Annotated in this window: 12 protein-coding genes; 3 read left to right on the top strand and 9 right to left on the bottom strand. The window is 55.8% G+C overall.

Going from position 1 to position 12853, the window contains the following annotated elements; translation table 11 throughout:
* Positions 1-2: 2 nt before the first annotated feature.
* The 4 genes from rlmN to F1381_RS03965 all read right to left on the bottom strand — a co-directional run bounded on the left by rlmN (position 3) and on the right by F1381_RS03965 (position 4054).
* Positions 3-1136, bottom strand: a complete 1134-nt coding sequence (gene rlmN / locus F1381_RS03980; protein WP_151733526.1) for a dual-specificity RNA methyltransferase RlmN — start codon at positions 1134-1136, stop codon at positions 3-5.
* A gap of 505 nt (positions 1137-1641) precedes the next feature.
* Positions 1642-2418, bottom strand: a complete 777-nt coding sequence (locus F1381_RS03975; RefSeq protein ID WP_187355187.1) for a hypothetical protein — start codon at positions 2416-2418, stop codon at positions 1642-1644.
* Between the two features lie 180 nt (positions 2419-2598).
* Positions 2599-3150 (bottom strand): TetR/AcrR family transcriptional regulator, encoded by a 552-nt coding sequence (locus F1381_RS03970; protein WP_151733524.1) that lies wholly within the window; start codon positions 3148-3150, stop codon positions 2599-2601.
* Between the two features lie 106 nt (positions 3151-3256).
* A complete protein-coding gene (locus F1381_RS03965; RefSeq protein ID WP_151733523.1) occupies positions 3257-4054 on the bottom strand; it encodes a hypothetical protein in 798 nt (265 codons plus the stop codon).
* 195 nt (positions 4055-4249) lie between these two features.
* Between F1381_RS03965 and F1381_RS03960 the strand changes: the two genes are divergently transcribed.
* Positions 4250-4561, top strand: coding sequence for a putative quinol monooxygenase (locus F1381_RS03960; RefSeq protein WP_246187900.1), 312 nt, complete (start codon positions 4250-4252; stop codon positions 4559-4561).
* Positions 4562-5020: 459 nt separating this feature from the next.
* Here F1381_RS03960 and F1381_RS03955 read toward each other — a convergent pair whose 3' ends face one another.
* The 3 genes from F1381_RS03955 to F1381_RS03945 form a co-directional block, all read right to left on the bottom strand.
* A complete protein-coding gene (locus F1381_RS03955) occupies positions 5021-5881 on the bottom strand; it encodes an EcsC family protein (protein WP_151733521.1) in 861 nt (286 codons plus the stop codon).
* A gap of 132 nt (positions 5882-6013) precedes the next feature.
* Entirely contained in the window at positions 6014-6295 is a 282-nt protein-coding gene (locus tag F1381_RS03950) for a hypothetical protein (RefSeq protein WP_151733520.1), read from the bottom strand.
* 58 nt (positions 6296-6353) lie between these two features.
* Complete coding sequence (locus F1381_RS03945) at positions 6354-7769, bottom strand: hypothetical protein (RefSeq protein ID WP_151733519.1); 1416 nt, start codon at positions 7767-7769, stop codon at positions 6354-6356.
* A 235-nt stretch (positions 7770-8004) separates the two neighbouring features.
* On the opposite strand from F1381_RS03945, the gene F1381_RS28115 reads away from it, so the two are divergent.
* Positions 8005-8436 (top strand): PH domain-containing protein, encoded by a 432-nt coding sequence (locus F1381_RS28115; RefSeq protein WP_187355186.1) that lies wholly within the window; start codon positions 8005-8007, stop codon positions 8434-8436.
* An 87-nt stretch (positions 8437-8523) separates the two neighbouring features.
* Here the strand turns inward: F1381_RS28115 and F1381_RS03935 are convergent, their stop codons facing one another.
* Together F1381_RS03935 and F1381_RS03930 are read right to left on the bottom strand one after the other, a co-directional pair.
* Complete coding sequence (locus F1381_RS03935; RefSeq protein ID WP_246187899.1) at positions 8524-10509, bottom strand: FAD-binding protein; 1986 nt, start codon at positions 10507-10509, stop codon at positions 8524-8526.
* A 159-nt stretch (positions 10510-10668) separates the two neighbouring features.
* Positions 10669-11475: a MerR family transcriptional regulator gene (locus F1381_RS03930; protein WP_151733517.1), complete on the bottom strand. Its 807-nt coding sequence runs from the start codon at positions 11473-11475 to the stop codon at positions 10669-10671.
* A gap of 250 nt (positions 11476-11725) precedes the next feature.
* On the opposite strand from F1381_RS03930, the gene F1381_RS03925 reads away from it, so the two are divergent.
* Complete coding sequence (locus tag F1381_RS03925) at positions 11726-12832, top strand: UvrB/UvrC motif-containing protein (RefSeq protein WP_151733516.1); 1107 nt, start codon at positions 11726-11728, stop codon at positions 12830-12832.
* Positions 12833-12853 lie beyond the last annotated feature (21 nt).

Here is a 12853-nt window from a genome sequence, read left to right as displayed (position 1 = left end):
TCTTAACTGCTTATAACCGCTTTAGCAGCTCCGGCACCTAAGCCTACAGCCTTGCTGCTCTCCTGCTTGGCCGCCGCCCGGTCCTTCTGGATCTGCTTGCTGCGCAGCTGACCGCAGGCGGCGTCGATGTCTGCGCCCTGCTCCAGCCGGGTGCTGACGCTCACGTCCTGCTTCTTGAGCGTATCGAAGAACGCCCGCACCGTCTCCCGCTCCGGCCGCTGATACTGGCCATGCTCATCTACCGGGTTGTACGGAATCAGATTAACATTGGCCAGCTGCCGCCGCTCGCCGATCAGCTCGGCCAGCTCCAGGGCATGCTCCTCACGGTCGTTGACACCCTTCAGCAGAATGTATTCCAGCGTAATCCGGCGTTTCGTCTTCTCCAGATAATAGTCGATGGCCGGCAGCAATTTCTCCAGCGGTATCGCCCGGTTGATCTTCATGATCTGCGTTCGCAGCTCATTATTGGGCGCATGCAGAGAGATGGCCAGGTTCACGCCTACATTCGCATCGGCGAATTCGCGGATCTTGTCGGCCAGGCCGCTCGTCGAGACCGTAATTCCCTTGCCGGCAATCGCCAGTCCCTTATGGTCCTTGACAATCGCCAGGAAATCCAGCAGATTCGTAAAGTTATCGAACGGTTCGCCGATGCCCATGACTACGATATGGCTGACCCGGCGTCCCGGCTCTGTCAGGTCAAGATGCTGCTGCACCTTCATAATCTGCTCAACAATCTCGCCGCTTCCCAGATCACGGCTCTTCTTCAACAGTCCGCTGGCGCAGAAGCTGCAGCCGATATTGCAGCCAACCTGGGTCGTCACGCAGACGGAGAGTCCGTACTTCTGGCGCATCAGCACCGTCTCGATCAGGTTGCCGTCCTTCAGCCGGAACAGAAACTTGACCGTACCGTCCACCGATTCCTGCTTCACATGCTCGTCCATAGTATAGAAGCCGAAATGCTCGGCCATCAGCTGTGCGCATTCCTTGTTCACATCGCTCATCGCCGTAAAATCGGTAATCCGCTTACGGTATACCCAGTCCCACACCTGCAGGGCGCGGGATTTCTTGTGCCCGTGCTCCAGCAGCCAGGCGGTCAGCTGCTCCAGCGTCAATCCATAGATGGATGGTTTATTCATCACTTGCCCTCTTTCCTTAACACAATTCAGATCTATTTCACCTTAGACGGATACATTCATCAACAACTTGACATCATCCTATTGTCTCAAATTTTGTTTATTAAAACAAGGGAAATCCCTGGTGCTGCAGCGTTTATCGCTGATATTACTGCAAAAAAAACGTATTGTACCACAGTTATCAAACAGGGGGTACATCAACAAAAGGACATGCTTTGATGCCGTCAGGCAGGTATACTTAATGGAGGAACCGAATTAAAGCATAGAAATGAGGCGTCACATGCGCAGCAGGAAGCTTGGAATCTTCATTCTGATTATATTTGCAATACATACTATTGAAGTTGTCTACGGACTAATCAAATATAATGAATTCGATTATTTTTCTTTTATTATTGCTGTACTGCTGTGTCTTGCGTTTGTTATAAGCAGAGGCAAGGATCGTGAAACCTAAGAACAGTTCCTTCAAGGAACTGTTCAGGACCCGTTATCATTCTCGTGTGCAAAACGACTATCCTTTAAGCTCAAGTACCTCACCGTTGTACCGCAGCACAAAGACTGGACGGGCCGCATAGGAATGGAAGAGAAACAAATTCCACTTTTTATTCTGGACGAGATTGGATGGCGCAGCCCGGCTGTATTCTTTTAAAATTGTATCGACGTTACTGTCCAATTGCTCAGGATGCTCTACCGGATAATCAGCAGCTCCGGCCGACGGCTCCCAAAGCTCCACCTCAAATTCTTTACGGTCCCCTATCAGATCCTCCGCATATAAATCAACAGCATAGTAAATAGAATCGGCCATGCCCGGAGGTTCTAAGAATCGTTTAAAGAATTCGTATTCCTTATTATTTCCAGTGACGATATTAATCGTCGGCTCATAGGAATCGGAATCATACTGGGGATAAGCAACCGCTATGAAGTGCACCCCATCTTTGGAGATCGCAGAGTAAATGGAGCAATTATCGCCTGTCTCCGTTCCTCGTAGTCTTTCCCCGTACTCCATCCTTAATGACTCACTCATCTGAAAGGATAGGAAGGCGCGGTAATTGATTTCGGCCAGCACATGGTTGGTAAAAGCGTCCTCGCCTTCTCCATCACTCATGATTCTGGCAAGGTATGCATCTCCTTGTTGCATTAGTTTGGCTGCAGCAGTATACCTTTTCCCTTCCTCATGGATATTGACGTTAACCTTCAGTGACTCTGCTGAAGACTGTTCTGGGCTTACAGAATCGTTCTTCTCAAGGTTAAACATAAAGAATGCTGCGCCCCCTACTAACAGTGCCAAACCGACTGCGACCATAACCTTTCGTAGGAACCTCACTTCTCCACCCGCTCATCGTTCAATTTGCTGTACAGAATTCAAAATGAACTGATTCAGCCACAGCCCACAATAGCTTAAGAATAGAAGAATGTTATTCAGCTGTCTGTGAATTTTTGTTAGAAAACTTTCCTTAGACAAGTATGGTTACGCCTGCCTCGGCTTCAAATCCGGCATATTCAGCGCCATGGCGATACTGAACAGCATCCCGTTAGCCATAATAGTGCTAACCTCCACCTCGGGGTGTTCGATACCGGCGGCAGCGAATTTGCTTCTGATCTCGTCCGCAACCGCCAGCATGCCGCTTTGCATCGCCTGCAGAATCGCCTCGTCGCGGATCCCGAGCGCCTGTACCTGCAGCAGAATCTCGCTTGGGTGCGTCTCGGTTAGCTGCTCATAGGAACGGGTGGTTTCGGATAGCAACTGCTCCACAGGTGCCGCAACCGCCCTGAACGTGCGGATCATCCGCTCAAAAGCCCGCTCCAGCGCCGCCACGAACAACTCCTCCTTGTTCTTGAACAGCTTGAAAATATACGGCTGGGAGATCCCCACCTTCTCGGCAATCTGCGCCGTAGTCGCCTTGTAATAGCCATGTTCGGCAAACACTGCTACCGCAGCTTCCAATATCTGCTCCCGCCGGTTCACGGCAGTGGACTCTTCTGTCCTGAAGCGGCCTGAGCCGGTCTGCTTGTTACTCATGATAGCCCACCTTAATAATTGTTATTGATTAATCACTTCTTCGTGAGCAGTATAGCTGTACCTCTGCTAATAATCAACCTGTTCGTGAACATACCGGAAGCACGTCTCAGACGTGCTCTAGAAAATAATTATTGGCCGCCTCCGTATAGGTGGTCGGCGTCCATACGGTCTGTTCCGGCAGCAGATCCGCGCTGACACTTGTTAGCATATACGGGTGCAGCGGCAGAGACTCTTTAACCTTCAGCACATGCAGGCCATCCCGGACAGCAAGGCCATCCGCAATCAGCCGGTGGGCATCAAAGTAAAGCCTCACTCCGGGCGTATAAGGCCGGTCGGGGTCTGTACACACATACCCGAGCTGCCGTGAATTGACGACAATCTCCCCGCAGCCCCCCATTACATCCAGCATGACGTAATCCGAGTAATCGGCCGGCTCAAGCAGCGTCTTCAGCCCGATTTCGTGGACATTACGGCCCCGCCTTCGCAGTTCTTCCGGGGACAGCAGTGCTCCTGCCTGCTGAATATCTGTCCATGCTTCGGCAGTGGTGCTGTGCACCAGGTAATGCGGGTCATGCTCCCGGATTCTGCCGGAACCCGGAACGGCAGGTGACTGCTGAATCTGCGTAAGCATCCGGTCACGCTCGGCGGCTGGTGCTTTGACAATGACCGTCCGGCCGTGGGCATTCTCGTAAGCAGTGAAATCCCGCAGACGCGCCCCGTCACGGTCGATATGCGGATTAACGCTCAGCACATACACTCGGGTACCGGGTATTACATTGGAGTAAAAGGACTGCGTCTCATCGTAGATAAACGCCGACCATTCCGCTCCGTAATTGCCGTCCCTGCTGTAAGGATTATCCGTAAAAGGCGTCCAAGCCTCATCCGCCCATATAATCTTGTCCATCCTCCATCGCCTCTTTTCCATTTTCTGCATTATACAGAAGGGCTGACGAATACACGTTATGTTAAATCACAGTGCGGCAAATGCTTGTTTTCATGGCGGAACAGGTACAAATCGCCAGAGAATTCACCACGCCTGCAAGACTTCCGACTCAGTCACGACAACATTATTTATGCTATCCTTGGACTAAAAAGAGAGGTGATTTCCTTGAGCAAATTCTCCATGATTGCCCAATTTACTGCCCAGCCGGGCGAGCGGGACGCGCTGGCCGCCATCCTGCTGGAGGCTGCGGCAGGTGCCGGCAGCGCTGCGGCCTGCGAGCAGTATATTATTCATTATCCGGCGGACAAGCCGGATGTCATTGTTGTGACCGAGATTTGGAGCAGCGAGGAAGCTCATGCCGCTTCCCTGGCCCTTGCAGAGACGCGGGCCACCATTCAGCGCGCCATGCCGCTGATCGCCGGCGTCGAGTCTACCCGGCTGACCCCGGTCGGCGGTAAAGGAGTGTAGCAGATTGACGGGTTATCGGCCTAGTCAATTTAGTCATTGGTTTTGAATGGGGGAAGACACGGAGCGGATTTACACGGAGTGGATTACACTCCGTGTGTCCGGTTTTCGCATACAATTAGCCAGCTTCCCCCATTGTCGGGTAGCGGTAGACTGGTTCGATCAATTTGCGGCCAGGGCCGAGCTAGGCCCTCCTTTATGGCTAATGGACCCTACAGCCCTTATTTTGCAGAAACAGCCCCATGCCTCAGCCGTAACGGACACAGATGCTGCGATTTGTATGCCACAGCCAGAAATATGAGCTGTTTCCCGAGAATAAGGGCGCTGGGGTCCGTTGCACCGACCAGACCGCAAGAAATCGGGAAATAAGAGCAACTGGGTCCGTTCCTGGTATGGAATATCCGATGCCTTCTCCTGCCGAGGTTTCCGAGGTTTCCGAGGATTCCGGTTCCTCCGCTCAGCTCACTGGCCGGATTCCGGCTGCTGCCCGTTTAATTCGGCCAGCCGGGCGATAATGCGCCGCTTGCGGTAGAGCATCTGTGCTGCTTCCGCCACATCCTCCAGCGCCCTGCGGTTGATGAACGCGCCGAAGAACATGCCGGCCACCGGAACGGCCTGGAAGAGCTTCTTCCAGCCCCAGTTGTCACGGTACAGCGTAACCACCTCCCGCCAGCCCTGGAGCTTCGAGACGGCCGCAGTTGAGCTTGCGGCAATATCGCCGTTGCCGCCTGCCTGCAGCTGCAGTTCATGCAGAATGGTTCTCTTGCCGACGACATCCGAGGAGGCGAACTGCATTACCTTGACCGTGAAGATGCGCTCCGCTTTATCAGCAGGATCATAGCCGTAGCAGAGGCCAATCTCCTGAATAACCTTAAGCGAAAGTCCCAGCACCGCCGGTATGTCGGCGGCAAGGGTGAACACGCCGCCGAAGCCCGTCGTCGCCCCTTGAACGGTTGCGGCATTCCGGCTGCTCCCGCTTAAGGAGCTGGCGGCGGCGTCCATGACCGCCAGCGGATACGGGCCGTGCCCGTCTCCTCCCGCCGCACGGCTTGCCTTATCCAGCAGGCTGCCCACCTTCCGGGCGGCGACCAGATATTTGCCCCCGTTCTGGATGTATGCGCCAAGCTCATCCAGCAGTGCGCCGACTTTGGCATGCACAAATTTCGGAGTAAGCATATCGAAGAGTTTGAACGGCAGCCGGGTGATCCGGTCCCAGATCATCAGCTGGTTCTGCTCCTTCTCCCATTTCTCGATCCCGGCCAACGCTGCCCGCAGCTCTTCCGGCGTCTCCAGACGTGCCTGCTTTGCTCCGTTTTCCTTCATCCTGTCGCCTCCTTGGAATCCCTCGTATCTCTTAACATTATAATCCGCTGCACCCTCCTTTGATTGCAGACAGCCGTACGAATGGAAAAAGGCATTCCCGGCAGCACCGGAAATGCCTTCATTGTCTTAACTCTACTCCGCGCTTCCGCCTGTCTGCTCCCGGAGTGCGGCCAACCGCTCCTTCTCCTCGTTCAGCCGCTCTTCGACCAGATCAACCCCCTGGCCGCCGATAGAGCCTTCCGGCGCATGTCCGTATGCCTCAATCGCATGATCCAGGCTCTGCTCCGCCTGGGCAATCGTCTGCTCGTTCGGATGGCTCAGTGCCTGGGTGATTGCATTGTGCAGCTTGGTTATAGAATCATGCGCCTGATCCACCGTACTGTTGGTGCGCAGGCTCGATTCATAATGCTTCATGAATGTTCCTCTCCTTCCATCGCGCGTTCCCCTTTAGCATGGATGGAAGGCCGCTGAATTATACGAGAAAAATAGCCGTCAGCGTCGTTGCGGCCAGCCCGATCAGCACCGGCTTCAGGTTGCGCCGGGCCAGCTCAAAGGGACTGACGCCGCAGATGGCGGCAGCGGGAATGAGCGCCCACGGAATCAGCGTGCCGCCGCCGACCCAGATCGCGGCCACCTGTCCGAGGGCGGTCAGCGTCGCCGCGCCGGAATGAATTGCCGCCGCGAACAGCTGGGCAATCGAGCCGGCCAGGGAGATGCCGGAGAAGCCCGAGCCGTCCAGCCCGGTGATGCTGCCGATCACCGACATCGTTACGGCACCGACGGCACCGTTCAGCGGCACATGGTCGGCCAGCGCAACGCCCAGGTCGTTGACGATGCCGTGCGAGGCCTCCGGCAGCACCTGGCCGAACAGCTCGGTAAACGCCGCATCGCCAAGATAGAAGAAGGCGGCAATCGGGATGACCGGCCCGAATACCTTGAAGCCAAAGACGAACCCTTCAATCAGGTAGGAGGTCACCTGCTCCAGCCCGCGGTTCCGGTGGGCCAGCAGGGTGACCGTAATGAGGATCAGCACAGCGGTTCCGCCGACAAGGGCAGTAGCATCGCCACCTTGCAGGTTAAGCGCGAACATGGCGGCCACATCAATGAGGAACAGCAGCAGGATGGTCACCGCCAGCTTGCGTTTTAGCCCCGAAGACATATTTACCGGCCCTGGGGATTCGGCGCCTCTCTCCCGGAGCCGCTCCGCTCCCCCTGCCGTCGACACCAGGCCGTCTCTCCAGGTGCCGTTCTTCATATCCCGGCGCATCATCCAGAAGGCCGTAACCGTGGTGACGGTGCCCATTACAATGACCAGCGGCACGCTTGCTTCCATCACGCTGGAGACCGGCAGACCGGCGGCATCGGCGGTCAGCTTCGGGGCGCCCTGAATAATATAATCGCCGGACAGCGCGATACCGTGCCCGAAGAGATTCATTGCCATCGCCGCACCGAGCGCTGGCAGCCCCACCCGGAGCGCCACCGGCAGCAGTACAGCTCCGATCAGCGCGACTGCGGGCGAAGGCCAGAAGAACATCGAGGTCACCAGCATAATCAGGCCGATGCCCCAGTACGCCAGCGCCGGCGTCCGCAGAAACCGGGTCAGCGGCGCCACCATCGTCTCGTTGATGCCCGTAATGATCAGCACCCGGCTCATCGCTACAATAATGGAGATAATCATAATGGTACCGAGCAGTTCTCTGGTGGCATAAATAAAAGAGTTAAAGATGCCCGACACCGACCCGCTCAGCGTGCTGGTCGCCAGCAGTCCAAGCGTAAAAATTCCGGCCACGCAGATCATCGTCGTATCGCGCCGCCGGATCAGCAGCACCATAATAAAAACAATAAACGCCAGGTACACGTAATGGATGGCGGTTAATTGAATGCTCATCGCCGGGAACCCCCTTTCTACCATAGCAGGATGGTGCTATATGCTATGCTGGGGGCTGGGCGGGTGTTCGTTCGCAGTGCTGCTGTTAGACAGCTTTTGCCGCGGCCCGGCGGCACCGCTCAGCAGGTATCCCGCTCCGGTCTGCGGGGTACGGGCCGCAGCGCGAAGTTGTTCATACCCCAAATTCCTCTGTTATGTTATTTTGTATTTAAAATACATATTTGGGAGGTTCGTTATGGTCATCCGCATACGCCGAAGCCCGATATTCGTAGTGATTCTTGCCGCTGCCCTAGCGGTTGTTGCCCTGTCGGCGATGAGCTTAGAAATGAAGGTATTGCTGCCGCTCGGAACAGGATTCGCTCTCTTGTTCAGCCTGATTGCCCTCTATCTCCTGCGCTGTTATTTCATTCTGGAAGAGAATGCGTTCGTCTACGTCATCGGATTTCAGAAAAAACGGATCCCCTATGACACGATTACCCATATCGGACTCTCGGATGACCTTTCCGCCGCTCCTGCCTGGACCACAACGCGGATCGAAATCCTTTCCGCCAATGGGCGTTATCTGCTGTCTCTTCCCGCCCGCAAGGATACTCCCCTGTTTATTGACCGCATCCGGAGCCATTGCCGGCTCGCCCGTATCGACTTGGATAAACTGCCTTCCTTGTAACGGGTTAACCCGCATGATCTCCGGACAGTAAAAAGCCGATAGCCCGGAACCCTGAGGGTACCGTTCTATCGGCTTCTGGAAATGATATTATTGCCCCAGCGCACCGGCTGCGGCAGCCTCGCCGCCCAGGCGTCCGGAGGTGAAGGAATAGCCGATGCCGACGCCGTTGCCGACATAGGTATCGTTGAAGAGCACACCCTCCGATTCCAGGCCGACGGCGTACAGACCCTGCACCGGAACGCGTTTGTCGTTCAGCACCTGGAACTTGGTGTTGACCAGGAGACCGCCGACGGAGCCCAGATTATTAATCTCGGCGATAATCGCGTAATACGGTCCGCTCTCGCCCATCGGCAGCAGGTAATCCTTCGCCTTGCCGAATTCGGTGTCCACACCGGTCTTTGTGGCCTCTTCATAGCTCTTGAAGGCATCCGCGAAGACCGCCGGGTCCATGCCGGCATTCGCCGCAAGCTCTTCAATAGTATTGCCTTTGTAGCCGTCGCCGTTGGCTACCATTGATTCGAAGACTTTGTCCGCATCCGTCCAAGGATTGTCCAGCTTGAACTTGTCGGCGAATGTCGCATAGAATTCCGGCGGCATCCCTGGCAGGCTCGGCGCCTTCACGCCATTCATGCCCTTAGCCTTCAGCGCGTCGATCTGCGACTCGGAGACGATAACCAGATGGTAGGCGCCGTTGAAGGCGCTGGTGTTGGCCGCAGCCACTGCGGTCAGCGTCGCCGCTTCGTCGCGGAATCTCGCGCCGGAAGGACCTACGTTCATAAATGTCGGCAGATAAGTCAGCATCAGCGGGTAGCTGGCCTGGAACGGCTCATACTGCGCTTTCAGCTTCTCGGTGGCTCTGGCCAGCGTCTGGTGCAGCATCTGGCCGCCGAAATTGTCGGGAACCTTCGCGCCGGCCTCCCAGGCCATTTGCAGCCCTTCGCCGATATTCTGGCCCAGGCCGCCATTGACGCCCTCGAAGCCGAAGGCTTCCTTGACCATTTCCTTATTGGCGGCATAGCCGCCCGTTGCCATCACTACGCTCTTGCCGGTGATCTCCAGGGTCGTGCCATCGGCTTTCTCAGCTACTACGCCGGCCACTTCCCCGTTCGCACCCGTAATCAGCTGCTTGGCGGTTGTCTCCGTGATCACCTGTCCGCCGTTCTTCTCCACGGACTCCGCCAGCATGGCGCGGAGCAGATCCTGGCGTGTCTCATACGCCGGAAGCACATGCAGCTGTTCGCCGCCGAAGTTCATGAAGGTGGTCTGGTAGCCTTTGCCGGTCAGCCAGTCGTAGGTCTCGCCGGACTTAGCCACGTATTGGCGGATCGCCGCTGCGTCCACGCGCCAGTGATTATTAACGATCCAGTTGGCGATTTCGTCCTCCACGTTGACTTTCAGTCCGCCTGCGACCGCAGCCGAGGAGTTATAGAACTTGCCGGCCCAGGACAAATTGCTTGCCCCGCCGATGGTCGCGGTCTTCTCGATCAGGATGACCTTCGCGCCTTTGTCCGCCGCCGAGACAGCCGCCGACACGCCGGAAGCACCTGCACCCACGACGACCACATCAGCCGTGAGCTGCTCGGTTTTGCCTTCGCCGGCTTTGACCACGGCTCTCGACTTGAAGACCGCCACATCGCCGCCGGACTGCTTCAGCGCATCCTCCACTGCAGCGAGCAGGGCATTGCTGGTTTCCGAAGCGCCGCTCACGGCATCAACCGCCAGCGTCTGGCCCGCAATGATCTGTTCCTTCACTTTATTGATCGCTTCTACGCCGATGCCTGCGGTTTCATTCTGACTGAGCACCTGAATATCCGTAATGGTCATGGTATCGTCCAGTGTAACTTCAACCTCAATCTTTCCGTCTTTGCCGTCAGCTTCCGCTTTATAGGTTCCTGCTTTAAACGAAGCCGGAATCTCCCCCGCTTCCGCCTGCTGCGTCGCTTCCGGCGATGCAGACGGCTGTTCCGGCGCCGCCGGTTCACTCGAGTTTCCGCTGCAGCCGCCGATAATGGTCAGTATCATCACCAGGCACAGCGAGATTAGCAGCAGCTTGCCGCTTTTTGAGTTACGCACATGCTTCTCCCCCTAATGGATAAATGTCTGCGGTCCTTCTGTTTATCTCCCAGGACCTTCCAGGTTACAGATTGAGTGTAAACCTTGGTGCTGCACCAAGGTCAATGAACGTTATGTGAAAATTTTCTCATACTTTGAAAAGAGTACATTCTCCACGTGCTAAATCGGGATGTTAATCTCCAGATATGTCCGGTTCCGCCCGCAGCTCCGCTCTGTAAACAGAATTTTGCCATAGATGTCCCCGGTAACGGCGTAGCGGTGCTCTCCGGCATAATCCAGCATAAATTGAAACGCCTCCTGCGCGATATATTCGTCATAGCCGTTGGCGATTACCGCAGTTATACAGGTACACGGCCCGATATATTCCGCGCTGGCGCTGACTTCAATGCCAAGCTTCCGCCGGTCCTCTTCCAGCAGGGCCAGCCCCCAGGTATAATCCAGCTCCTTGCTGCCGTCCAGGTCCACGCTGTCCGCAATCCGGAATGAATAGAACGTAAAAGGCAGCAGGTCCATCCACTCCTGAACCGCCGGCCTCAGATCGTCATGCTGCAGCAGCCGGTTCTTGTCCGTCTGCGGAATGCGGTACATTCCGGGCGCCTGCCGGATGCGGCAGCGGTAGAAGGATTCGCCCATGCCGGTCAGCTCCTGATGAATCTCGCTCATCTTCTGCAGCAGCAGCGTACTGCGCCGGATCTCTTCCTCCAGCTGCTCCCTGGCGGCGGCAATGGATTCCACCACCCGCCCGGACGGTGCATCGTTGATCAGCCCGGCGACATCCTGCAGCGGAATCTGCATGCTGCGGTACCATCTGCTGGAGAGTAAATTTCTGGCGTCAAGATCGTCAAAATAACGGTAATTGTTGCGCGAACCCTTGAGCGGGCGGACAATGTCATGCTTCTCGTACAATCGCAGCGTGTCGGCAGTGATGCCGAGCATGGATGCGAATTCCCCAATGGAATATTTCATGTGAGCCCCCAGCTTTGTCGAAATTTATCTTTTATCTCTTAATATATTGGGTGATGGGGGCCAGGGTTTGTGGACTTTGTCACATCGGCCCGGTTGAGTGAACAAGAGGAAGCCCTTACAAGGCAAGTTTGTAGGAGCTCGGGAAGCCGCTTGAATGGGCCAGAACACTTTGGGTTCCCGCTTGGAGAGCCCATCGTTTATACTTGAGGTACCGGAAGCTAAGCGATTCAGATAGAGGAGTTTTGCAGATATGAATCTGAAAGACAAGGTGGCGGGCCTGCCGCTGACCCCCGGGGTATACCTCATGAAGGACAGCCTGGGCCAGGTCATCTACGTCGGAAAAGCCAAGCAGCTGAAGCGGCGGGTTCAGTCTTATTTTTATCAGTCCAAAGGCCATTCGCCCAAGGTCAAGCAGCTCGTCTCGCATATCCGTGATTTGGACGTTATCCTGACGGACACGGAATTTGAGGCGTTTATGCTGGAGTGCCGGCTGATTAAAGAAATCAAACCGATGTACAACCGTAAAATGAAGAATCCGCTCGCCTATACCTACATTGCGGTCCATCAGGAGAAGACCCGGCGGCAGATGGCGGTCAGCTATGATTCCGAGACTCCGGCTGCGGTCCGTCAGTTCGGTCCCTATACCAGCAGAGGCACCGTGGAGCGGGCGATACAGGGCATTAAGGAAAGCCAGCGCATTCTGTGCGGCAGCCCCAATAACAGGGGCTCTTATTGCCTGAATCATTCCCTGGGCTTATGCATGGGCATGTGCGGCGATCCGGCGGTCCTGCCGAAGTATGAAGCGGTTATCGATAAAACCATTGCGCTCCTGGATGGAACGGACACGGAAATACTGGACGAGCTGGAACGGCGGATGAGCGGGGCGGCGGAGCGCTTCGACTTCGAGGGCGCGGCCAAATACCGCGATTATGTCACAGCGGTGCGGGCGCTGCTGCAGAAGGAGCAGGTTATCGGGTTCGCAGAGGCGAGCCGGAATATTGCAGTGCTGGAGCGTATGGAGGGAGAAGTCTTTAAGCTCATTCTGATCAAAGGCGGGAAGCTGCGCTATCAGGGAAAGCTGGAGACCACCGGCATGGAGCTGCGGGAGATTCACCAGCGGGTGCTGGAGACGATCTCAGGCCATTTCACACCTTCGGCTGCAAGCGGACCATCCAAAGTGACCCGGCATGAAATCGACGAAGCCCAGATTATCTATAGTTATCTAAAGGACCGGCCCCAGCAGCATTTGATAATTCTGGAGGAGCACCTGACCCCCGGGCAGAGCGTTCTTCTGTCCACAGCAGTAAGGTCCTGGCTGGAGCCGATATTGGCGGATGGGCAGGAGGAGCCGGACTGAAGCCTTCGCACCCACCATCCA

Source organism: Paenibacillus tengchongensis, assembly GCF_008973665.1.
GTDB lineage: Bacteria > Bacillota > Bacilli > Paenibacillales > Paenibacillaceae > Paenibacillus_AQ > Paenibacillus_AQ tengchongensis.
Note: the sequence above shows the minus strand (reverse complement) of the source record. Positions and strands in the feature narration are given on the sequence as shown.